The organism is Streptomyces kryoterrae, from assembly GCF_054072135.1.
In genome coordinates this window covers 3,428,796-3,449,595 of sequence record NZ_CM133358.1, presented here as the reverse complement: position 1 = coordinate 3,449,595, position 20,800 = coordinate 3,428,796, and the positions used below count along the sequence as shown (strand labels likewise).

Here is a 20,800-nt window from a genome sequence, read left to right as displayed (position 1 = left end):
GCGAGTCAGGATCACCTGCACTGCCGGGCGGGCCGGGCCCGCGGCCACGATGGACCCCATGGAAACCACCACCGTGGTCGCGTTCGACCAGGTCACGAAGAGCTACGGCGAGGTCCGGGCCGTCGACGGGCTCTCGCTCACCCTCCGGCCCGGCGAGACCGTGGCCCTCCTGGGTCCCAACGGCGCCGGCAAGTCGACCACGCTCGACCTGCTCCTCGGTCTCAAGCAGCCCGACAGCGGCACGGTCAGCGTCCTCGGCATGAGCCCCCGGGACGCCATCGTCGGCGGGCACGTCGGCGCCATGCTCCAGAGCGGCGGCCTGATGGACGAGGTCACCGTCCGCGAACTCGTGTCGCTGGTCTGCGCCCTGCACCCGCGGCCCTTCCCGGTCGGCGAGGTCCTCTCCCGGGCCGGGATCACCCAGCTCGCCGACCGCAAGGTCAACAAGCTGTCCGGCGGCCAGGAGCAGCGCGTCCGGTTCGCGCTCGCCACGGCCGGGGACAGCGCCCTGATCGTCCTGGACGAGCCCACGACCGGCATGGACGTCACCGCCCGCCAGGCCTTCTGGGCGACCATGCGCGAGCAGGCGGACCAGGGCCGTACGGTCCTGTTCGCCACCCACTACCTGGAGGAGGCGGACGCGATAGCCGACCGCGTCCTCGTCCTGCACCGGGGCCGACTGCTGGCCGACGGCACGGCCGCCGAGATCAAGGCGAAGGCGGGCGCGCGCCGGATCTCCTTCGACCTGGAGACCGGGGAGACCGGGGAGACCGGGGCGGCGGAGGCGGTACTGCGCACCCTGCCCTTCCTCACCTCCCTCGACATATCCGGTCAGACGGTCCGCATCCAGTCCTCCGACGCCGACGCGACCGTCCACGCCGTGTACGGACTCGGCCTCTACCCGCGCAACCTCGAAGTCGCCGGCCTGGGCCTTGAACAGGCGTTCGTCACCCTCACCGCCGCAGCCGAGGAGGCACGCACCGCATGAACGACCTCATCCGACTCGAGATCACCCGGGCCCTGCGCAACCGCAAGTTCCTGTTCTTCTCGGTGGTCTACCCCTCCGCGCTGTTCCTGCTGATCGCGGGCAGCGCGGACAGCACCACGAAGGTGACAGGCACCGATCTCAGCCTCCCGACCTTCTTCATGGTCTCCATGGCCTCCTTCGGCGCCCTCACGGCCGTCCTGATGGGCAACAGCGAGCGCATCGCCAAGGAGCGCGAGAGCGGCTGGGTACGGCAGTTGCGGCTGACCCCGCTGCCCGGCCGGGGCTACGTCCTGGCGAAGACCGCGAGCGCGGCCGTGATCAGCCTCCCGTCGATCGTGATCGTCTTCGTGGTCGCGGCGGCGGTGAAGGACGTACGCCTGGACGCCTGGAAGTGGCTGGCGCTCACCGGGGCGATCTGGGTGGGCAGCCTGGTCTTCGCGGCCCTGGGGGTCGCCATCGGCTATCTGGCGAGCGGGGACGCGGTCCGCCCGATCACGATGATCGTCTACTTCGGTCTGTCCATGCTCGGCGGCCTGTGGATGCCGACGACGACCTTCCCCGACTGGCTCCAGGACATCGCCAAGTGGCTGCCCACGCACGCGTACGCTGCCCTGGGGCGGTCCATCGAGCTGGGCGACGCCCCGCAGGCGAAGGATGTGGCGATCCTGGCCGTCTCGTTCGTCCTCTTCGCGGGCGGCGCGGCCTGGCTGTACCGGAAGGACACGCTGAAGGCGTGAGCAGCGTCGGCATCGGGCAGCGCCCGACGACCCCCAAGCGGCGGGTCATGAAGTCCCTGTGGATCGGCGTCTGGCTGGTCTACCTGGGCGCCCCGGTCAGCGACCTCCTCCACGGCGGCCACAGCACGGGCGTACGGATCCTCGGCTGGCTGGGCCTGGCGGTCTTCGTCGCCTGGTACGCGGCGCTCGTCTTCCGTACGGGCCGCGGCGAGACGACCCGCCTGGTGGTGGTCTCCCTGGCGCTCCTCGCGGCCCAGTCGACCGTCCTGGCCCTCAGCCTGGGCCGCGAGTGGCTCGTCCTGTTCGTGTACGTGTCCACCTCGTCCGGCGCCTCCCTGCCGATCCGCATGTCCCGCTGGGCGATCGCCGCCACGGCGGCCCTGATGACGGCGGTCGCGCTGACCGTCCCCGGCGGCCACTCCTACCTGGCCTCGCTCCTCGTCCCGGCCCTGCTCGGCGGCGCCGCCATGGCGGGCGTACGACAACTCGTGCGTACGACCATCGAGTTGCGCGAGGCCCGGGCCACGGTCGCCCAACTGGCGGCGAACGAGGAACGTCTGCGCCTGGCGAGGGACCTGCACGACCTGCTGGGCCACTCCCTCTCCCTGATCACCCTGAAGAGCGAGCTGGCCGGCCGGATGCTTCCCGACCACCCCGATAGGGCGGCCCAGCAGGTGGCCGACATCGAACAGGTGAGCCGCCAGGCCCTGGTCGACGTGCGCGAGGCGGTGAGCGGCTACCGGCGCCCCCGGCTGGCCGGTGAACTGGCGGGCGCGCAGGTCGCGTTGACGGCGGCGGGTATCACGGCCGCCCTGCCCCCGGACCTGGACCCGGTCCCGGCCGACGCCGACGAGGAGGCCGAGTCCGCCCTCGCCTGGGCGCTGCGCGAGGCGGTGACGAACGTCGTACGGCACAGCGGGGCCCGGCGCTGCACGGTGGAGGTACTGAGCCGGCAGACCCTGGGCGGCCCGGTGCTCGAACTGTCGGTCGAGGACGACGGATCGGGGGACGGCTCCGCCGGCACCCCCGGCAACGGTCTCACCGGCCTCGCGGAACGCCTGGAGAAGGCGGGCGGCTCACTGGAGACGTCCCGTACGAGACACGGCTTCCGCCTGGTGGCCAGGGTGCCGACGGACACCGCGTCCACTCCGGCGGACGTAGGATCCGGTTCATGAGCCGCATGATCAAGGTCCTGTTGGCGGAGGACCAGTCGATGGTCCGTGAGGCGCTGGCCGCATTGCTCGGTCTGGAGCCCGACATCGAGGTCGTGGTCCAAGTGGCTCGCGGCGACGAGGTGTTGCCGGCCGCCCGGGCCCACGCCGACCTGGACGTGGCCCTCCTGGACATCGAGATGCCGGGCGCCACGGGCATCGAGGCGGCGGCGCAGCTCCACCGGGAGTTCCCGTCCCTGAAGCTGGTCGTCCTCACGACCTTCGGCCGCCCCGGCTACCTCCGCACCGCCATGGAGGCCGGCGCGGACGCCTTCCTCGTCAAGGACGCCCCGGCCGCCCAACTCGCGGAAGCGGTACGCAAGGTACTGGCGGGGGAGCGAGTCATCGACCCGACGCTGGCGGCAGCGGCATTGGCGGACGGCGCCAACCCGTTGACGGACCGCGAACGCGAGGTCCTGCGCGCGGCAGCGGACGGCGCGACCAACGCCGAGCTGGCGACCACCCTGCACCTCTCCCAGGGCACGGTCCGCAACTACCTCTCCACGGCCATCCAGAAACTGACGGCACGGAACAGAACCGAGGCGGTGCGGATAGCGAGAGAGAAGGGCTGGTTGTAGGGAGGCCTGGGGGCAACTCCCCAGGGGCGCGGGGCTGTATCCATCTGCGGCTCGCCGCGTGGGCGCGACCAGCCGCAACGCTCAACCTCAGTTGAGGCGCGCCCGAGCCGCTCGGGCCTGACCCCGCATCCGCTCGGCCGCCGGCCCGTCAAACGTGGAAACCACCTCCGCGTACCCCTCGAGCTCAGCCGCCCCGGCCAGGAACTCCCCCCGCCGCACCAGCAACTGAGCCCGCTCGTACCGCAACCGAGCCGGATGCGAAGGCAACAGCAACGCCAACTCCACCGCCCACAGGGACACTTCCGACCGCTCCGGCCGCGCCGCCCCCCACGCCCGGACGTTGTTCAGCACCCGCAACACCACATCCAGCGGATCCGCGGGCGCCAGCATCGACGGATCCAGCGCCTCTCCCGTCGCCCCGGCCACCAGCAACTCCGCGTCGCCGCCGCTCAACACCCGCCCGCCGTCGAAGGGATCGGCGAGCACCTGCTCGTCGACCGGACCGAACCCCACGACGAAGTGCCCGGGCAGCGCGACCCCGTACACCGGCGCCCCGGCCCGCCGCGCGACCTCCATCCACACCACGGACAGCAGAATCGGCAACCCCCGCCGCCGCACCAGCACTTCGTGCAGCAGTGAGGACTCCAGCCGCTGATAGTCGGCGGGGCTGCCACGGAACCCGTGGCGCTCGCCCAGGAGTTCGTGCATCGCGGTCGCCCAGGCGTGCGGCCCGCCCGGCCGGAACGGCAACTGCCCGGCCAGCCGGTCGAGTTCCATCTGCACGCCGTCGATGCCGGCCTCGTCGAGCGCCCGGTCCGCGACCGCGCCCATCAGCAGACACAGCGTCGTCAGATCGGGCCGCTCGGACCGGGCCTCGTCGGCGAACAGCCGCCGCAACTCGGCGGACCGTCCGGGCTCCGGAGGATTTGGCAGGGGATGAGGGAAACGCATGGCAGGCCCGTGCCCTCTCACGCCGATCGATAGTGGTGGTAGGAGTGATGCACTCCGAACCCCATCCTGGCGTACAGCGCACGCGCCCCCGAGTTGTCGGCCTCCACCTGGAGCCAGGCGGCCGACGCACCCTCCTCCAGCGCCCGGCCGGCCAACGCGGCCATGACAGCGGTCGCCAGCCCTCGCCGCCGCTGGGCGGGGTCCACCTCGACGGCGCCGAACCCGGCCCACCGCCCGTCCACGACACACCGCCCGATGGCGGCCGGGGGCTCGCCCTCAGCGCCCGGCACGGTCGCGAACCACACCGACGGCCCTCCCCCGAGCACCGCCAGCGCCACATCACTCACACCCTTGCGCTGATACCGGGCCAGCCAGGCCTCGTCGGCCTCCCGCGACAGCACCACACCAACCGTGTCCTGGTCGGCGACGGGCGCCAGCCCTCCGACCCACAGCCCGGCCGTCACCTCACGCGTCCACCCGCGCTCCTCCAGCTGCGCGCACAGCAGCTCCTGCGTGCCCTCGGCGCCGGTGGCGGTCTGGACGTAGGCGGGCAGGCCGCGCTCGCCGTACCAGCGCCGTACGACGGTCAGCGCCTCGTCGAGCGGGCGGCCGGGGTCGCCGAGCGGCAGCACCGAGTTGGCCCGCCGGGTGAACCCGGAGGCCGCCCGCAGCTCCCAGGCGCCCAGCCGCTCGCTCTCCACGGGCTGCCAGGACCGCGCGGAGACCCGCGCCAGCTCCTCGTACGAGGCGGCGGGACCGCGCCGACGGGCGGGGGCCGCCGGGACGACCTTGCCCGCCACCAGGGACGCTTCCGCGACCCGGACACGCTCGCCGTTCCGCCGTGTGATCAGAAGCACACCGGCGTCTTCGTCCCATGATGTGAGAACACCGACCGTGTCGGTGAACCTCTCATTACCGGAAGGTTCTTCGTTCAGCCGTCGAACAGAGACACGTTTGCCCACGTCAGCAGCGGTGATGCGGACCTCAAGACGGCCGGCCGCGGAGATTTCCACAGGTCAGTTCACCCCTCCTGTATGGATCATGCCGTGGAACGGAGATACTAGGTGCGGGCATCGACGACGCCGCGCTCCCGCGCGCCAGGTGGCGGAGCCTGAAGACGGCTCGCCAGCGCCCTATCGAGGAGGAACGACAGCGTGACCTACGTCATCGCGCAGCCTTGTGTCGACGTCAAGGACAAGGCGTGCATCGAGGAGTGCCCGGTCGACTGCATCTACGAGGGCTCCCGGTCCTTGTACATCCACCCGGACGAATGCGTCGACTGCGGAGCCTGTGAGCCGGTCTGCCCGGTCGAGGCGATCTTCTACGAGGACGACACTCCGGAGGAGTGGAAGGACTACTACAAGGCGAACGTCGAGTACTTCGACGAGCTCGGCTCGCCCGGTGGTGCCAGCAAGCTGGGACTGATCGAGCGCGATCACCCCTTCATCGCCGCGCTGCCGCCGCAGAACCAGACCGGCTGAGAGCGGCCCGCAGAGCCTGCGCCGCCCCGGTCCCGTACGGCCCGATCACCTCGATCGTGTCGCCGTACGGGACCGAGGCGTTTGCCGTCCGTACGAAAGCGAGCCAGTAACCGTGTCCTCCGCAGTCTCCGACCGCCTCCCCACCTTCCCCTGGGACAAGCTGGAGCCGTACAAGAAGACGGCCGCCACGCACCCGGACGGCATCGTCGACCTGTCGGTCGGCACGCCGGTCGACCCGGTCCCCGAGCTGATCCAGAAAGCGCTGGTCGCCGCCGCCGACTCGCCGGGGTATCCGACGGTCTGGGGCACACCGGAACTGCGCGACGCGCTCACCTCCTGGGTCGAACGACGACTCGGCGCCCGGGGCATCACCCACCGCCACGTCCTGCCGATCGTCGGCTCCAAGGAACTGGTCGCCTGGCTCCCCACGCAGCTGGGCCTGGGCCCGGGAGACAAGGTCGCGTACCCCCGCCTCGCCTACCCGACGTACGAGGTGGGCGCCCGCCTGGCCCGCGCGGAGTACGAGGTCTACGACGACCCGACGGAGCTGGATCCCACCGACCTGAAGCTCCTCTGGCTCAACTCGCCCTCGAACCCCACGGGCCGGGTGCTGAGCAAGGAGGAGCTGACGCGGACGGTCGCCTGGGCCCGCGAGCACGGCGTGCTGATCTTCTCCGACGAGTGCTACATCGAGCTGGGCTGGGAGGCCGACCCGGTCTCCGTACTCCACCCGGACGTGTGCGGCGGCTCGTACGAGGGGATCGTGTCCGTCCACTCCCTCTCCAAGCGCTCCAACCTCGCCGGCTACCGTGCCGCCTTCCTCGCCGGTGACCCGGCGGTCCTCGGCCCGCTCCTGCAGATCCGCAAGCACGGCGGCATGATGACCTCGGCGCCCACCCAGGCGGCGGTCGTGGCCGCGCTGGGCGACGACACGCATGTCCGCGAGCAGCGCGAACGGTACGTGGCCCGTCGTACGGCCCTGCGCGAGGCCCTGGTGCGGCACGGCTTCCGGATCGAGCACAGCGAGGCCAGTCTCTACCTGTGGGCCACCCGGGACGAGTCCTGCTGGGACACCGTCGCCCACCTCGCCGGGCTGGGCATCCTGGTGGCGCCGGGCGACTTCTACGGCACGGCGGGCGAGTCGTTCGTCCGCGTGGCCCTGACGGCGACCGACGAGCGGGTGGCGGCGGCGGTCGCCCGCCTGTAGCCGACCCGCACACCGACAGCCGTACGACGGAGGGGCCCGGGGAAGATCCCCGGGCCCCTCCGCCATCACCTGGTCACCGCTGCTCGGGTCAGCCCAGCGGCAGGCCCTGCAGGGGCAGCTGACCGGCGCCCGGCAGGCCCTTCGTGGGCAGCGCGTCCGTCGGCAGGCCGCCCTTCGTGGCCGTCTGCGCGGTGTCGCCGAGGATGGCACCGGCGTCGCCCGCCGCTCCACCGGCCGTCTTCTGCGCGGCGGGCGTGGCCTTCTTGGCGACCTGGCCGCCGGTCGCGCCGGCCGTCGGCACGGACTTCTTGACCGCGTCGCCGCCGGTCTGGCCCGCCAGCCCGGAGACGTTCTGAGCCGCGCCGTCGACGGTGTTGCCGACGTTCGCCCCGTCCAGGGCGGTCAGACCGCCGAGGTTCGGGGTGGCGGGCAGCCCGGCGGGCGCCGCGCTGGCGGCGCCGGCCGCACCGACCCCGGCTGCCGCTCCCGCTGCGACGAGCAGCGCTGCACGGGCGATCCGGCGGGTCAGGGGGAGGGACATGATGCTCCTGAGTGTCGGTTGACTGTTGATCGTCCGGACTCGGACGCAGTGACTACCGCTCGAAGGCCCCTGAAGTTGCGGCGCCCCAATGTAAAGAGTTGGCAATGCGTCGCATTATCGCCTGCGGACAAAAACGGGCAAAGGTCACCCGGTCCGAAAGTCGGGTGAATCCTTGTGACGGGTTGCAGCCCTTTGTTCGCAAGGGTTTTGACGGACGGTGCGCGGATGGGGGAGTGACTCGGCGAAAAGCCGCCCGGACTTCGGTCGGGACCCGCCAGGAGTAACCCTCCCGAGTGACGTCCCGTACTCCTGCCCGTACTACTCGGCGGTGACGATCCGGACCGCGTCCGTGCCCTGCTTCGTGGCCTTCGCCGTCCCGACCGGGCGCCACTCGCTGTCGGTGTTGCCGGCCGTCCAGCGGCGCCCCGCGTAGGTGACGTTCTCGATGTGCAGCGCGGAGGAGTTGGCCACCGCCCAGTGCGCCAGCTGCCAGCCGCGCTGACGGACCGTCGTCCCGGCGGCCGTGTCGGTGTCCGCGGGCACGGGAAGCGTCACGGTCCGGCGGGTGGCGGACGTCGTGGGGGAGGGCGAGGGGGTGGCGGGGGCCTTGAGGGCCACTGTGGCGCCGGCCGCGGTGAGCACCTCACGGCCGAAGTCCCGTACGAGCGCTGCCCGTACGGCGTCCGGGCCGCCGGTCGGGGTGGTGGCCGGGCGGCCCTCGCAGGTCAGGGTGGCCGCCGCGCGCCCGGTCAGGGCCGCCGCCAGCAGCGTGGCGTCCTGCTCGTGCTTCGCGTACGCCTGCGGATAGCCGCTGCGCTGCACGCGCTGCGCGGCCTCGGTGAGGGGGAGGTGCGCATAGCCGGAGACCTTGACGAGGTGGTCGTAGAACTCGCCCGCCGCATAGGCCGGGTCCTGGATCTCCTTCGCCGTGCCCCAGCCCTGCGAGGGCCGTTGCTGGAACAGGCCCAGTGAATCCCGGTCGCCATGGGTGATGTTGCGCAGCCCCGACTCCTGGAGGGCGGTCGCCAGCGCGATGGCCACGGCCCGTTCGGGCAGCCCGCGCGCGGTACCGACCGCGGTGATCGTCGCCGCGTTGACCGCCTGCTCGGGCGTGAACTCGTACGAGGCTCCGGCGCCGCCCGCCGAGACGACCTCGCAGGCCGGGTCCCCGGTGCCGCCGGTGACGTACTGCACCGCGAGATAACCCGCGACGGCGAGCAGGACCAGGAAGGACGCCCCGCGACGGAGGAGGCGGCCACGACGCGTCTTGGTGGGGGACGACTCCGGCATCCGTACAAGGTACTGGAGAGTAGGGAGTGCGGCCTGCGTGTCGGGTGAGGAGAGGGGTCGGAAGAGGGTGAGGGGACGGTGTGCGGTGGCCTGGCCGGGCGGCGCGTTAGGGTCGTCGGCATGGCCGATACCCCGCTTGACCTCACGCTGGACGCCGCTCGCCTGACCGCGTGGCTCGTCGACTTCCCCTCGGAGAGCGGCAGCGAGAAACCGCTCGCGGACGCGATCGAGGCGGCTCTGCGTGGACTGCCGCACCTCACGGTCGAGCGGTACGGCAACAACGTCGTCGCCCGGACGAATCTGGGCCGTGCGCAGCGCGTGATCCTGGCCGGTCACATCGACACGGTCCCGATCGCCGACAACGTGCCGTCGCGGCTGGACGACGACGGGGTCCTGTGGGGCTGCGGCACCTGCGACATGAAGTCGGGGGTCGCGGTGCAGCTGCGGATCGCGGCCACGGTGCCGGAACCGAACAGGGACCTGACCTTCGTCTTCTACGACCAGGAAGAGGTCGCGTCCGACCTGAACGGCCTCAAGCACGTGGCCGAGGCGCACCCGGAGTGGCTGGAGGGCGACTTCGCGGTGCTGCTGGAGCCGTCCGACGGGCAGGTGGAGGGCGGCTGCCAGGGCACGCTGAGGGTCCTGCTGAGGACGACGGGCGAGCGGGCCCACTCGGCGCGCAGCTGGATGGGCTCCAACGCGATCCACGCGGCGGCCCCGATCCTCGCCAAACTGGCCTCGTACGAGCCGCGTTACCCGGTGATCGACGGCCTGGAGTACCGGGAGGGCCTCAACGCGGTCCGTATCGGGGGCGGAGTGGCGGGCAACGTCATCCCCGACGAGTGCGTGGTGACGGTCAACTTCCGCTACGCGCCCGACCGTTCGGAGGCCGAGGCCCTCGCGCACGTACGGGAGGTGTTCGCGGACTGCGGAGTGACCGAGTTCGTCGTCGACGACCACAGCGGCGCCGCCCTCCCCGGCCTCTCCCACCCCGCGGCGGCGGCCTTCATCGAGGCGGTGGGCGGCACCCCGCAGCCCAAGTACGGCTGGACGGACGTGTCGCGCTTCAGCGCGCTCGGCATCCCAGCGGTCAACTACGGCCCGGGAAACCCGCACTTGGCGCACAAGCGGGACGAACGGGTGGAAACCGGGAAGATTCTCTCGGGCGAGGAACGGCTGCGGGTCTGGCTGACGTCATGACCCGGCAGGGGGACGCGGCGCCGCTCCAGAGCGGACATGCTCACGTCCCCCGTCCGTAACCGGCGGAGATCTACGCTGAGGTGGAACGACAGTAGGTGGAGAAAGGGAGCGGCCATGAGCAACGGCAACCCCGAGGACAGGAAGCAGCCACCGGAGGAGCAGCGGCTCGGACCGGTGCTGCGCCGGCGCGAGCAGGTCCAGGCGAGCACCACCGACCAGCGTCTCCTCGACGCGGGCGGCCCCTCCGACTGGGTCCACACGGACCCCTGGCGGGTGCTGCGCATCCAGTCGGAGTTCATCGAGGGCTTCGGCACACTGGCCGAACTCCCGGCCGCGATCAGTGTGTTCGGCTCGGCGCGGACGAAGGCGGACTCACCGGAGTACGAGGCGGGCGTCCGCCTCGGCCGGGGGCTGGTGGAAGCAGGGTTCGCGGTGATCACGGGTGGCGGCCCGGGCGCGATGGAGGCGGCGAACAAGGGGGCGTGCGAGGCGAAGGGCGTCTCGGTGGGGCTGGGCATCGAGCTGCCCTTCGAACAGGGGCTCAACCCCTACGTCGACATCGGCCTGAACTTCCGCTACTTCTTCGTCCGCAAGATGATGTTCGTGAAGTACGCGCAGGGCTTCGTGGTCCTGCCCGGCGGGCTCGGAACCCTGGACGAACTCTTCGAGGCGCTCACCCTCGTCCAGACGCAGAAGGTCACGCGCTTCCCGATCGTCCTCTTCGGCAGCGAGTACTGGGGCGGCCTGATCGACTGGCTGAGGAACACACTGATCGCCCAGGGCAAGGCGTCGGAGAAGGACCTGATGCTGTTCCACGTCACGGACGACGTGGACGAGGCGGTGGCGTTGGTGTCGAAGGAGGCGGGACGCTGAACGCTGGGCTTGAGCGGACGGGTCCTCGCCGTTCCTGGGGGCCTGCCGCCCCCAGACCCCCGCTTCGGCCCTGAAGGGGCCTCGTCCTCAAACGCCGGACGGGCTGGGTATTTCAGCCTCTCCGGCGTTTGAGGAGCGGGGGTTCGGGGGCAGCGCCCCCGAGGACGGGACGGGAAAGGGCGGCGGGGGCGAAGAACTCCTACGCCAGTCCTCGCCGCGCCACCGCCGGGGGACGGTGACCCGCGATCGACGTCACCATGTCCAGGACCTGCCGCGTCTCCGCGACCTCGTGGACGCGGTACACCCGCGCCCCCAGCCACATCGACACCGCCGTCGTCGCCAGCGTCCCCACCAGCCGTTCCTTCACCGGCCGATCAAGCGTCTCGCCCACGAAGTCCTTGTTGGACAGCGACACCAGTACCGGCCACCCCGTCTCCACCATTTCCCCCAGCCGCCGCGTCGCCTCCAGGCTGTGCCGCGTGTTCTTCCCGAAGTCGTGCCCGGGATCGATCAGCACCGACTCCCTCGGCACCCCCAGCGCGACCGCCCGCTCGGCCAGCCCGACGGTCACCCGCAGGATGTCGGCCATGACGTCCTCGTACGCCACCCGGTGCGGACGCGTCCGGGGCTCCGCACCGCCCGCGTGCGTGCACACCAGCCCCACTCCGTACCGCCCCGCGACCTCCGCGAGCCGCGGATCGACGCCGCCCCACGCGTCGTTCAGCAGATCCGCGCCGGCCTCGCAGACGGCCTCGCCCACATCGGCCCGCCAGGTGTCCACGCTGATGATCACGTCGGGGAAACGGCGCCGCACCTCCGCCACGAAGCCGACCGTCCGCCGCGCCTCCTCCGCCGCCGTCACCTCTTCGCCCGGACCCGCCTTCACCCCGCCGACGTCGATGATGGCGGCACCCTCCGACACCGCCTGCTCCACGCGTGCGAGCGCCGGCTCGTCGCGGAAGGTGGCTCCCTGGTCGTAGAAGGAGTCCGGGGTCCGGTTCACGATCGCCATGATCACCGGCTCGTGCGTGTCGAACTCACGCCTGCCCAGCCTGAGCATCCGCTGTGACCTCACCGTGTGCGTCTCCCAGTACGTTCCTGTGCCCGGCCCGGCAATCAGCCCTGTATTCGGCCGCCTGCGACCATAACTGCCAGACTCGCATGGCACGATCGGACCCTGCCGCAATCGGCACAGGCACTTCCCGATCAACCAGATCAACCCGATCAACCAGATCAACCTGATCAACCCGATCCGTCCGAATCCCGTGGGGACCCAGCGATGTTGATGTTCTTGTTCCTGGTCGTCGCGCTCGCCGTCGTGGTCACCGCGGTGACGCTGGCCGTGGTGGGCGGCGGCGAGAGCGCCGTTCTGCCGGAGGTCGCGCCCGAGCGGCTCCAGGACCTGCTGCCGCCCGACCGCCCGGTGGGCCGCGACGACGTCGAGTCCCTCCGGTTCCCGGTCGCGGCCCGCGGCTACCGCATGTCGGACGTCGACGACGCGCTCACCCGCCTCGGCGCCGAACTCGCCGAGCGGGACGCCCGTATCACCGACCTGGAGTCCGCGCTGGCCGGCGCCCAGGCCGCGCCGCGGGTCAGCATGGACAAGCCGGTCGAGGGGCACGAGCAGTGAGCGACGACGTCGGCGTGGCCCTGGCCGGCCCCGACGGCGCGCTGCGCTGCCCCTGGGCGCTGTCCACGGAGGACTACGTGGCGTACCACGACGAGGAGTGGGGGCGCCCGGTCCACGGCGACGACGCGCTCTTCGAGCGACTCTCTCTGGAAGCCTTCCAGTCCGGCCTCTCCTGGATCACCATCCTGCGCCGCCGGGCGGGCTTCCGTACCGCCTTCGCCGACTTCAAGATCTCGTCCGTCGCGGTGTTCACGGACGCCGACCGCGAACGGCTTCTCGCCGACGCCGGCATCATCCGCAACCGCGCGAAGGTCGACGCGACGATCGCCAACGCGCGCGTGCTGGCCGAGTGGGCCCCGGGAGAACTGGACGAGCTGATCTGGTCCCACGCCCCGGACGCGGCCTCCCGGCCGGTCCCGCGGACCCTGGCCGACGTACCCGCGGTCACCGATGCGTCGACCGCCCTGTCCAAGGCCCTGAAGAGGCGCGGGCTGCGTTTCGTGGGCCCCACGACCGCGTACGCGCTGATGCAGGCGTGCGGACTGGTGGACGACCACTTGGAGACGTGCGTGGCGAGAAGCGCCCCGTGAGGGACGCTTCCGACGGCGCTCCCGCCCCGGACTAACGGCCCAGGTACTTCGGCTTCTCCTTGTTGACGAACGCCTGTACCGCGATCGCGTGGTCCTCCGACGCGCCCGCGCGTGCCTGGAGTTCGTCCTCCTTCTCCAGGGTCTGGGCCAGGGAGTGGGTGAACCCGTAGGCCACGGCCTCCTTGAGGGCCGCGTACGCCACCGTGGGGCCGTCCGCCAGGGCCCGTGCCGTCTTCTCGGCCTCGGCCCGCAGCTCCGCCGAAGGGACGACCCGGTTGGCGATGCCCAGCTCGTACGCCTCCTGCGCCTTGATGCTGCGCGGGAACAGGAGGAGGTCGGCGGCGCGGCCGGGACCCACCACGCGCGGGAGCGTCCAGGAGACGCCCGAGTCGGCGGTCAGCGCCACACCGGCGAACGAGGTGTTGAACGCCGCCGTGTCCGCGACGACCCGGTAGTCCGCGGCGAGCGCGAAGCCGAAGCCGGCCCCGGCGGCGACGCCGTTCACGCCCGCCACCACCGGCTTGGGCATGCCCGTCAGCGCCCGCACGATGGGGTTGTAGTGGTCGCGGACCGTCGTCATGGTGTGGCCCGTGCCGGCCTCGCGGTCGGCGGCCAGGAGCCCGATGTGCTCCTTGAGGTCCTGGCCCACGCAGAACGCCCGGTCACCGGCGGCGGTCAGCAGTACGGCCCGTACGGCGTCGTCGGTGGCCGCCTCCTGGACCGCGTCGCGGAGCGCGACCTTGGTCGCGATGCTCAGCGCGTTCATCGCCTCCGGGCGGTTCAGCGTGATCGTCGCCAGCCCGTCGTGCACCTCGTAGAGCACGGTGTCCGCCATGGGGGTCCCCTCCGGTGTCGCGGCTGCGTCGTCCTGCGTACTGATCGGTACGTAGTCGTCCCATGACAGCATGGCGGAGATCACGCCCGGAGGAGGGGGCCGGTCATGTGACCTGCGTCAAAGAATTCCGGTTCGGCCGTGGTCGGCCGAGAGTGCGCGCGGCGGCGAAGTATCGCAGTCACATCGCCGAATTGAGTGGTTTTGATCGCGCGCGTTGCCCAAGCGATGCCGACTGATGTTGGTCATAGGGTCCTGAGATGCGGGATAATGGCTGGGAAGCAATGTGTTCGATGCCGGTGACGTGCCTCTCATGAGGGGAAGCGCGTGCCCTCCTAAGGGGCCGTCGGCGACGATGAGCTGGTTTCAGGAAGGGGAACGAGCATGGCGGCCATGAAGCCGCGGACGGGCGATGGCCCGCTCGAGGTGACAAAGGAGGGGCGGGGCATTGTCATGCGCGTTCCGCTCGAAGGCGGCGGTCGACTCGTCGTCGAGCTGACCCCTGACGAGGCCGACGCGCTGGGCGATGCCCTCAAGAAGGTCGTCGGCTGACGCGCGGACGCGTCCATACCCTTTCAGCTGCCCCGGCACCGTGAACATACGGTGCCGGGGCACTGTTTTGCTTCCGTTGTGCCGTCGGATCTGCCGCCTGTACGCCGCGGGCCGCAGGGCTCAGCGCTTGACCGCGCACAGCAGGCCGTCGCCCACGGGCAGCAGGGACGGCACCAGTTCCTGGCTCTCGCGCACCGCGCGCAGCAGCTCCCGCAGCCGTATGACCTCGGTGGGCTGGGGGCCCGAATCGACGGTCCTGCCGTTGGCGAAGACGCCCTCGAAAACCACCACGCCACCCGTACGGAGCAGACGCAACGATTCAGCTAGGTAGTCCAGGCACTCCAGCCGGTCGCCGTCGCAGAAGACGAGGTCGTAGCCCGCGTCCGCGAGGCGGGGCAGCACGTCCAGGGCGCGGCCGGGGATGAAACGGGCGCGGTTGCTGGCGAAGCCGGACGCCCGGAAGGCCTGGCGGGCGAACTGCTGGTGGTCCGGCTCGGGGTCGACCGTCGTCAGGACCCCGTCCGGGCGCATGCCGTGCAGGAGATACATCCCCGAGACGCCCGTCCCGGTCCCGATCTCCGCAACCGACTTCGCGTCCACCGAGGCGGCCAGCAGCCGTAGCGCGGCGCCCGTGCTGGGCGCCACTGAGCGCAGCCCTGCCTCGCGTGCCCGGTCACGGGCCCAGCGCAGTGCTTCGTCCTCGGCGACAAAGGCGTCGGCGAACGCCCAGCTCGTCTGCCGGTTGCCGGTAATGACCCTCTCCTGTCCCCGCGGTTGCCTGGGCGTGACTGTATCCGCTGCGCCCGGGAACCCGCAGATGGGACCAGTCGTTTAGAGGGGTGCGGGACGAGGTGGTGCAGGCAGGGCGGACTACATGGGGGATCAGTGGATCAGCGGATGATGCGCTACACAGAGCAGACAGCGCGCACGGTGGGCGTGGAGAACTCGGTACAGGTGCTGGAGCGGCCGTGGGAGCCGGAACAGCGCACATCAATTTCTCAGAAAACCGCTTATCCGGAGCTAACGGGCGACGTGGCTATGGTAGGGGCTCCACTGGACACCACCAGAGCCGACAGGGGAGGTGCGGCTGCGCCTGTGGATCGGGGAGGAGCGCTCCGGCGCCTTCTCGGATCAGCGGGTAGGCCGAGATCCGTGAACAACACTGCTGCTGACCCCAGCCACGCCGCTGACCGGACCCAGACCGCGACCTTCTCCACCGACGCGGACGGGCAGGCGTGGACTCCGCCCTCGTGGGAGGAGATCGTCAGCACGCACAGCGGCCGCGTCTACCGCCTGGCATACCGCCTGACGGGCAACCAGCACGACGCCGAGGACCTCACACAGGAGGTCTTCGTCCGCGTCTTCCGCTCGCTGTCGACGTACACGCCCGGCACCTTCGAGGGCTGGCTGCACCGCATCACCACCAACCTCTTCCTGGACATGGTCCGCCGCAAGCAGCGCATCCGCTTCGACGCCCTCGGCGACGACGCGGCCGAGCGCCTGCCCAGCCGCGAGCCGTCCCCGCAACAGGTCTTCAACGACGCGCACTTCGACGCGGACGTGCAGCAGGCGCTGGACACGCTGGCGCCGGAGTTCCGCGCCGCCGTCGTCCTGTGCGACATCGAGGGACTGTCGTACGAGGAGATCGCCGCGACTCTCGGCGTGAAGCTCGGCACCGTCCGCTCCCGTATCCACCGAGGCCGCTCCCAGCTCCGCAAGGCCCTCGCGCACCGCTCTCCGGAGGCCCGTGCCGAGCGCCGTTTCGCGGTGCCACGGGTGGCCGCGCTGGGAGGAGGGGGCGCGACCGCGTGAGTGCATCACGGCCGTACTCTGCCGAGCGTCGTCTCGCCGAGCAGCATCTGGGAGACCGGCTCTCCGCCCTCGTGGACGGAGAACTCGGTCATGAGACGCGTGAGCGCGTCCTGGCGCACCTGGCCACCTGCGCGAAGTGCAGGGCCGAGGCCGACGCACAGCGCCGTCTGAAGAACGTCTTCGCGGAGGTGGCCCCGCCACCTCCCTCCGAGAGCTTTCTGGCCCGCCTCCAGGGCCTGCCCGGAGGAGGTGATGCCGACTCCGGCGGCTCCCCGCTGGGCGGGGGAGGATTTACCGACGGGCTCTCCGGATTCCCCGGAAGCCCGGGAATCGGCTCAGGAGTCTTCGGGGTGAAGGGGGAGGGGTTCGGATACGTTCCCGCCCGGCCGCACACCTCCGTACTCCCGTCCGCTCCCGGCCGGGGATTCCGTATCCACGACGTCGGACGTCACTATGCCGACCGGTCGTCCTCGCGCAGCCTGCGGTTCGCGTTCGTCGCCGCCGGTGCGGTGTCGCTGGCCGCGATCGCGCTGGGCGGGGTGTCGACGGGTGTTCCCGGTGACACGACGGACGCCCGGGGCACCTCCGGGGGCAGCAATGTGACGCCGATGCGCCCGCAGGGCGGTGGGACCTCGACGGCTCCGGACAGCCAGCGGCGCCGGTCGGTCGGTCCGCTGTTCTCGCAGGGGCTGGGACAGGGCACGTTCGGGCGGTCGCCGGTGGCGCCGACGGAGACGTCCGCGCCACTGCTGCCCGGCATCCCGGCTCCGTCCTCCGCGGGCCGGGAGCGGGAGGCCATGCATCAGCTGACCACGCCGGTCGTGGCCGCCGCGGCGGTGCTGTCCCCGCTCATACGCCCGTTGGCCGCCCCGGAGGTCGCCCTGACCTCCTGGTCGACGGCGCCCGAGACGGCGGTCCGGGGCCTGCTCACGGCACCGGCGTCCGACGCGTCTCCCACACCGTCCCCGTCCACGTCGGACACCGTCCGCTGACCCCACGAACCTGGTTGAATCCGAGGTGCGGACCGCGCATCGGCGGTCCGCACAACAGCGGTCGGCGGAGCGGTGGTTCGCGGCGACAGCGGCCCTCGGTCACCGCCGACGAGCCGTCGGTCGGGCCAGGTGTGGGGAGATCATGGACGAGGGGAAACCCGCGAAGGCCAACTGGTGGAGCCGGCCGAGCGGGGAATCGGCGCCCGGCCAGGAGGCTCCGGCCTCCGCCCCGGTTCCCGGTGAGGGAGCGTCCGGGGCGGGCTCGGCCGGAACTGACGCCGGGGGCGACTTCGAGTTGGAGCAGCCCCGGGTGGTGCCCGGCCGGGCAGAGGGCGGTGTCGCAGGGGACCCCGGCGACGGCGGGGACTTCGAGCTGGCGCTACCCGTAGCGGTTCCCGAGCCCGTGCCCGCCGTCGAGGCGGATCCCGAACCCCCGCACGACCCCGATCCCCACAGCACCCCGCCGTACGGCCATCCCGGCCCCTGGGCGCCCGCTCCGCCGGTCCAGCACCCCGCGGTGACCTCCGCGCACGGCACGGCCGTACCGGAGCCCCTGACGCCCACCGACGACCCCTGGCACCGCTACGACCCCTGGGCCCCCGTAGCCCCCTCCCCCCTCCAGCAGAACGGAGCCGTCCCCGTCGACGGCCGACCGGGCCCGCGCAGGCGCGGGCTGATCGTCGGGGCCGTACTGCTCGCGCTGCTCTCCGGCGGCATCGGTGGAGCCGCCGGGTCCTATCTGGAACGCCATGACGGGGACGGCGACCGCGTTCAGCTGTCGCAGGCCGGGAGGGACGAGTCCGTCGGGCGGGCCCCGGACAGTGTGGCCGGGATCGCCGCGCGGGCGCTGCCCAGCGTGGTGACGCTCCATGTGCGCGGCGGCGGCGCGGAGGGCACCGGAACCGGGTTCGTGCTCGACGGCCGGGGACACATCCTCACCAACAACCACGTCGTCGAGGCCGCCGGTGCCGACGGCAGGGTGACGGTGACGTTCAGCGGCGGCGAGAGTGCCGAGGCCGAGGTCGTCGGACGGGACAGCGGATACGACCTCGCCGTCGTCAGGGTGAGCGGGGTCGACGGGCTCCGGCCCATAGTCCTCGGGAACTCCGACAACGTGGCGGTCGGCGATCCCGTCGTCGCCATCGGGGCCCCCTTCGACCTCGCCAACACCGTCACCTCCGGCATCATCAGCGCAAAGGAACGACCCATCACCGCCGGAGGCGAGAGCGGGGACGGGAGCGACGTGTCGTACGTCGACGCGCTCCAGACCGACGCGTCCATCAACCCGGGCAACTCCGGCGGGCCGCTGCTCGACGCCGGGGCCAGGGTCGTCGGGATCAACTCCGCGATCCGCTCCGCCGACGGCGGCCCGGGGCTGGACGGCACGCAGGCCGGTTCGATCGGGCTCGGGTTCGCCATCCCCATCAACCAGGGCAAGCGCGTCGCCGAGGAACTGATCAACACCGGCAGGGCGACCCACCCCGTCATCGGCGTCGTCCTCGACATGGACTACACCGGCGACGGCGCCCGGGTGGGCACGCGGGGCAACGACGGCGGGCCCCCGGTGACCAAGGACGGCCCCGGTGACCGGGCGGGCCTGCGGGCCGGCGACATCATCACCGGGGTCGACGGACGGCGCGTCCACTCCGGCGAGGAACTGATCGTCAGGATCCGCGCCCACCGCCCCGGCGACCGACTGGAACTGTCCCTGCTGCGCGGCGGCGGGCAGCGGACGATCTCCCTCGTGCTCGGCTCCTCCGGCGGCAACTGACAGAAACGTCACAGGTGGCGGGCCCCTACGGGCTTCCACTAGGCAAACATCGCGGAAAACCGGTCGCGTACACCCACTCTTGGTCCCCCGGACGGTACCGGTGGGACGGGATCGCCGGGTACCGTGGATCCGGCCCGGACCACGGAAGACCGCGAAGACCGCACGGACCACCGAGGGCCGAGGACCGAGGACATCGCAAGGAGCTTCAGGTGTTCAATGACGTAGGACCGCTCGAACTGGTGACGCTCGTGCTCCTCGCCGTGCTCGTCTTCGGTCCGGAGAAGCTTCCGAAGATGATCCAGGACGTCACGCGCACCATCCGCAAGATCCGGGAGTTCTCGGAGGGCGCGAAGGAAGACATCCGCTCGGAGCTGGGTCCCGAGTTCAAGGACTTCGAGTTCGAGGACCTGAACCCCAAGACGTTCATCCGCAAGCACCTGGACAGCGACGAACTGGGGCTCAAGGAGATCCGCAACGGCTTCGACCTGAAGAAGGAGATGGCCGAGGTCACGGACGCGGTTCACGGCCGCGAGTCGGACACGTCGTCCTCGTCGTCGTCTTCCTCCTCGTCCGGCACGTCGGGTTCCGCCGGTGGCACCGTCGACATGACGAAGAAGCCCGAGCCGGACGAGCGCCCGCCCTTCGACGCGGACGCCACCTGACCGTCATAGGCCCGCGCGTGACGTGATTCATACTCCGACCGGGCCCCGGACGGCCCGATCCGGACGTCCGGGCGGCCTACGCGCCGGGCGCTTTCCCTGCTGCTCGGAGCGGTGTGGCTATGCTGCCGAGTTGTTGTGGGACTGGACGAGTACGCCCGAAGGGGGGCGGGCCGCTCCGGGCCGACGAGAACGAGGAGGCGTCCGGGTACATGGAGACGACAAGTCGGGTGGGCGCGCAGGCGCCGGCCGCGGAGGGCGGACAACAGGTCCCCTCCGCCCGGCGCACGGTCGACGGCTATCTGCTGGCGCCCTTCCCCTGGTACGGCCTCGACGAGGCCTTCACGGGAGCGCGCTGGCTGATGCAGGTGGGTACGGCGGCCGACGGCGCCGTCGAGCACGGTTCGATCGGGCACGGCGACGAACCCTCCGTACGGCACGAGGCCATGGGGGAGGACAAGGAGCGGTTCGCGGTGGTCGTCACCGTGGCCGCCAACCCCGTACGGCGCAGTGCGGACGGCACGGGGCTGCTGGAGGCCACCTCGGTCTCGTCGGCGGCCTGGCTGGCCGGGGTGGGGCTGCTGTCCTTCACCTGGCCCGGCCAGATGGACCACACCCTCCGCGACGACTGGCTCGACCAGCAGACGGAGACGGCGTGGGTCCTCGCGGACGATCTCGGCGGCGACGAATGGTCCACCCTCTCCCTCCCGGTCGACGGGGTGCCTACGCCCTTCCACTACCGGGAGTCCGAGTTCGGGTGGGTCCTCGCCGGGTCGACCCAGGAGGGCGTCCACGTGGGCGCCTACGGGCGCGGGATGAGCGCGTACGGGCTGGGCTTCGCCGTGATCAAGGATATTGGCGTGTACGCGTAGTCGGCGGTACGTGGCTGGGGGCGCCCTCTCGGA

General features: G+C 71.4%; 23 protein-coding genes. 16 read left to right on the top strand and 7 right to left on the bottom strand.

Translation table 11 applies throughout. The annotated features are described in order from the left end of the window. Nucleotides 1–49: 49 nt before the first annotated feature. Genes ACW4TU_RS14515 through ACW4TU_RS14500 form a run of 4 tightly spaced genes read left to right on the top strand, consistent with a single transcriptional unit; the run spans nucleotide 50 to nucleotide 3,514 of the window. The gene (locus tag ACW4TU_RS14515; protein ID WP_457428230.1) at nucleotides 50–988 is read left to right on the top strand and encodes an ABC transporter ATP-binding protein; all 939 of its coding nucleotides are present in this window, start codon (nucleotides 50–52) and stop codon (nucleotides 986–988) included. Then, complete coding sequence (locus ACW4TU_RS14510; RefSeq protein ID WP_457428229.1) at nucleotides 985–1,725, top strand: ABC transporter permease; 741 nt, start codon at nucleotides 985–987, stop codon at nucleotides 1,723–1,725. Before ACW4TU_RS14515 ends, ACW4TU_RS14510 begins: the two co-directional genes overlap by 4 nt. Continuing rightward, nucleotides 1,722–2,900 (top strand): sensor histidine kinase, encoded by a 1,179-nt coding sequence (locus ACW4TU_RS14505; RefSeq protein WP_457428228.1) that lies wholly within the window; start codon nucleotides 1,722–1,724, stop codon nucleotides 2,898–2,900. The genes ACW4TU_RS14510 and ACW4TU_RS14505 overlap by 4 nt, the downstream gene beginning before the upstream one ends. Beyond that, nucleotides 2,897–3,514, top strand: a complete 618-nt coding sequence (locus tag ACW4TU_RS14500) for a response regulator transcription factor (protein ID WP_457428227.1) — start codon at nucleotides 2,897–2,899, stop codon at nucleotides 3,512–3,514. Before ACW4TU_RS14505 ends, ACW4TU_RS14500 begins: the two co-directional genes overlap by 4 nt. 87 nt (nucleotides 3,515–3,601) lie before the next feature. Here ACW4TU_RS14500 and ACW4TU_RS14495 read toward each other — a convergent pair whose 3' ends face one another. Continuing rightward, nucleotides 3,602–4,465, bottom strand: coding sequence for a transglutaminase-like and tetratricopeptide repeat-containing protein (locus ACW4TU_RS14495; RefSeq protein ID WP_457428226.1), 864 nt, complete (start codon nucleotides 4,463–4,465; stop codon nucleotides 3,602–3,604). 17 nt (nucleotides 4,466–4,482) lie between these two features. Then, entirely contained in the window at nucleotides 4,483–5,478 is a 996-nt protein-coding gene (locus ACW4TU_RS14490) for a GNAT family N-acetyltransferase (protein WP_457428225.1), read from the bottom strand. Nucleotides 5,479–5,619: 141 nt separating this feature from the next. On the opposite strand from ACW4TU_RS14490, the gene fdxA reads away from it, so the two are divergent. Together fdxA and ACW4TU_RS14480 are read left to right on the top strand one after the other, a co-directional pair. Continuing rightward, on the top strand, nucleotides 5,620–5,946 hold the full coding sequence (gene fdxA / locus ACW4TU_RS14485; RefSeq protein WP_006375731.1) for a ferredoxin: 327 nt from the start codon (nucleotides 5,620–5,622) through the stop codon (nucleotides 5,944–5,946). 112 nt (nucleotides 5,947–6,058) lie between these two features. After that, nucleotides 6,059–7,153 (top strand): bifunctional succinyldiaminopimelate transaminase/glutamate-prephenate aminotransferase, encoded by a 1,095-nt coding sequence (locus tag ACW4TU_RS14480; protein WP_457428224.1) that lies wholly within the window; start codon nucleotides 6,059–6,061, stop codon nucleotides 7,151–7,153. Between the two features lie 88 nt (nucleotides 7,154–7,241). Here ACW4TU_RS14480 and ACW4TU_RS14475 read toward each other — a convergent pair whose 3' ends face one another. Both ACW4TU_RS14475 and ACW4TU_RS14470 read right to left on the bottom strand, forming a co-directional pair. After that, nucleotides 7,242–7,694 carry an ATP-binding protein gene (locus ACW4TU_RS14475; protein ID WP_457428223.1) on the bottom strand — a complete coding sequence of 151 codons (453 nt, stop codon included), beginning with the start codon at nucleotides 7,692–7,694 and terminating at the stop codon, nucleotides 7,242–7,244. 318 nt (nucleotides 7,695–8,012) lie between these two features. Next, on the bottom strand, nucleotides 8,013–8,984 hold the full coding sequence (locus tag ACW4TU_RS14470; RefSeq protein WP_457428222.1) for a VldE C-terminal domain-containing protein: 972 nt from the start codon (nucleotides 8,982–8,984) through the stop codon (nucleotides 8,013–8,015). Nucleotides 8,985–9,104: 120 nt separating this feature from the next. On the opposite strand from ACW4TU_RS14470, the gene dapE reads away from it, so the two are divergent. Further along, nucleotides 9,105–10,184, top strand: coding sequence for a succinyl-diaminopimelate desuccinylase (gene dapE / locus ACW4TU_RS14465; RefSeq protein WP_457428221.1), 1,080 nt, complete (start codon nucleotides 9,105–9,107; stop codon nucleotides 10,182–10,184). Between the two features lie 114 nt (nucleotides 10,185–10,298). Continuing rightward, on the top strand, nucleotides 10,299–11,057 hold the full coding sequence (locus ACW4TU_RS14460) for an LOG family protein (RefSeq protein ID WP_457428220.1): 759 nt from the start codon (nucleotides 10,299–10,301) through the stop codon (nucleotides 11,055–11,057). Between the two features lie 199 nt (nucleotides 11,058–11,256). On the opposite strand, the gene folP is transcribed toward ACW4TU_RS14460, so the two are convergent. After that, complete coding sequence (gene folP, locus ACW4TU_RS14455) at nucleotides 11,257–12,117, bottom strand: dihydropteroate synthase (RefSeq protein ID WP_457428219.1); 861 nt, start codon at nucleotides 12,115–12,117, stop codon at nucleotides 11,257–11,259. A gap of 219 nt (nucleotides 12,118–12,336) precedes the next feature. Here folP and ACW4TU_RS14450 point away from each other — a divergent pair, with 219 nt between their 5' ends. Next, nucleotides 12,337–12,687, top strand: coding sequence for a DivIVA domain-containing protein (locus ACW4TU_RS14450; RefSeq protein WP_457428218.1), 351 nt, complete (start codon nucleotides 12,337–12,339; stop codon nucleotides 12,685–12,687). After that, nucleotides 12,684–13,277 (top strand): DNA-3-methyladenine glycosylase I, encoded by a 594-nt coding sequence (locus tag ACW4TU_RS14445; protein ID WP_457428217.1) that lies wholly within the window; start codon nucleotides 12,684–12,686, stop codon nucleotides 13,275–13,277. Before ACW4TU_RS14450 ends, ACW4TU_RS14445 begins: the two co-directional genes overlap by 4 nt. A 31-nt stretch (nucleotides 13,278–13,308) precedes the next feature. Here the strand turns inward: ACW4TU_RS14445 and chcB are convergent, their stop codons facing one another. Further along, complete coding sequence (gene chcB / locus ACW4TU_RS14440; RefSeq protein ID WP_457430098.1) at nucleotides 13,309–14,112, bottom strand: 2-cyclohexenylcarbonyl CoA isomerase; 804 nt, start codon at nucleotides 14,110–14,112, stop codon at nucleotides 13,309–13,311. Between the two features lie 381 nt (nucleotides 14,113–14,493). Between chcB and ACW4TU_RS14435 the strand changes: the two genes are divergently transcribed. Further along, entirely contained in the window at nucleotides 14,494–14,661 is a 168-nt protein-coding gene (locus tag ACW4TU_RS14435) for a DUF3117 domain-containing protein (protein WP_003966491.1), read from the top strand. 120 nt (nucleotides 14,662–14,781) lie between these two features. Here the strand turns inward: ACW4TU_RS14435 and ACW4TU_RS14430 are convergent, their stop codons facing one another. Beyond that, nucleotides 14,782–15,480, bottom strand: coding sequence for an O-methyltransferase (locus ACW4TU_RS14430; protein WP_457430096.1), 699 nt, complete (start codon nucleotides 15,478–15,480; stop codon nucleotides 14,782–14,784). A 219-nt stretch (nucleotides 15,481–15,699) separates the two neighbouring features. On the opposite strand from ACW4TU_RS14430, the gene sigE reads away from it, so the two are divergent. The 5 genes from sigE to ACW4TU_RS14405 all read left to right on the top strand — a co-directional run bounded on the left by sigE (nucleotide 15,700) and on the right by ACW4TU_RS14405 (nucleotide 20,767). After that, a complete protein-coding gene (gene sigE, locus ACW4TU_RS14425) occupies nucleotides 15,700–16,473 on the top strand; it encodes an RNA polymerase sigma factor SigE (RefSeq protein WP_457430095.1) in 774 nt (257 codons plus the stop codon). Continuing rightward, entirely contained in the window at nucleotides 16,470–17,465 is a 996-nt protein-coding gene (locus ACW4TU_RS14420; protein ID WP_457428216.1) for an anti-sigma factor family protein, read from the top strand. The genes sigE and ACW4TU_RS14420 overlap by 4 nt, the downstream gene beginning before the upstream one ends. 142 nt (nucleotides 17,466–17,607) lie before the next feature. Next, complete coding sequence (locus ACW4TU_RS14415; protein ID WP_457428215.1) at nucleotides 17,608–19,236, top strand: S1C family serine protease; 1,629 nt, start codon at nucleotides 17,608–17,610, stop codon at nucleotides 19,234–19,236. 209 nt (nucleotides 19,237–19,445) lie between these two features. Then, a complete protein-coding gene (locus tag ACW4TU_RS14410) occupies nucleotides 19,446–19,898 on the top strand; it encodes a sec-independent translocase (RefSeq protein ID WP_457428214.1) in 453 nt (150 codons plus the stop codon). Between the two features lie 209 nt (nucleotides 19,899–20,107). After that, the gene (locus ACW4TU_RS14405; RefSeq protein WP_457428212.1) at nucleotides 20,108–20,767 is read left to right on the top strand and encodes a hypothetical protein; all 660 of its coding nucleotides are present in this window, start codon (nucleotides 20,108–20,110) and stop codon (nucleotides 20,765–20,767) included. Nucleotides 20,768–20,800: the final 33 nt, after the last annotated feature.

Bases quoted from the DNA above. Each gene is read 5' to 3' on its own strand.
- ACW4TU_RS14475 (WP_457428223.1), bottom strand. From the start codon at position 7,694: ATGTCCCTCCCCCTGACCCGCCGGATCGCCCGTGCAGCGCTGCTCGTC.
- ACW4TU_RS14405 (WP_457428212.1), top strand. From the start codon at position 20,108: ATGGAGACGACAAGTCGGGTGGGCGCGCAGGCGCCGGCCGCGGAGGGC.
- ACW4TU_RS14510 (WP_457428229.1), top strand. From the start codon at position 985: ATGAACGACCTCATCCGACTCGAGATCACCCGGGCCCTGCGCAACCGC.
- ACW4TU_RS14495 (WP_457428226.1), bottom strand. From the start codon at position 4,465: ATGCGTTTCCCTCATCCCCTGCCAAATCCTCCGGAGCCCGGACGGTCC.
- chcB (WP_457430098.1), bottom strand. From the start codon at position 14,112: ATGGCGGACACCGTGCTCTACGAGGTGCACGACGGGCTGGCGACGATC.
- ACW4TU_RS14435 (WP_003966491.1), top strand. From the start codon at position 14,494: ATGGCGGCCATGAAGCCGCGGACGGGCGATGGCCCGCTCGAGGTGACA.
- dapE (WP_457428221.1), top strand. From the start codon at position 9,105: ATGGCCGATACCCCGCTTGACCTCACGCTGGACGCCGCTCGCCTGACC.
- ACW4TU_RS14470 (WP_457428222.1), bottom strand. From the start codon at position 8,984: ATGCCGGAGTCGTCCCCCACCAAGACGCGTCGTGGCCGCCTCCTCCGT.
- folP (WP_457428219.1), bottom strand. From the start codon at position 12,117: ATGCTCAGGCTGGGCAGGCGTGAGTTCGACACGCACGAGCCGGTGATC.
- ACW4TU_RS14500 (WP_457428227.1), top strand. From the start codon at position 2,897: ATGAGCCGCATGATCAAGGTCCTGTTGGCGGAGGACCAGTCGATGGTC.
- ACW4TU_RS14515 (WP_457428230.1), top strand. From the start codon at position 50: ATGGACCCCATGGAAACCACCACCGTGGTCGCGTTCGACCAGGTCACG.
- ACW4TU_RS14450 (WP_457428218.1), top strand. From the start codon at position 12,337: ATGTTGATGTTCTTGTTCCTGGTCGTCGCGCTCGCCGTCGTGGTCACC.
- sigE (WP_457430095.1), top strand. From the start codon at position 15,700: ATGGTAGGGGCTCCACTGGACACCACCAGAGCCGACAGGGGAGGTGCG.
- ACW4TU_RS14415 (WP_457428215.1), top strand. From the start codon at position 17,608: ATGGACGAGGGGAAACCCGCGAAGGCCAACTGGTGGAGCCGGCCGAGC.
- ACW4TU_RS14460 (WP_457428220.1), top strand. From the start codon at position 10,299: ATGAGCAACGGCAACCCCGAGGACAGGAAGCAGCCACCGGAGGAGCAG.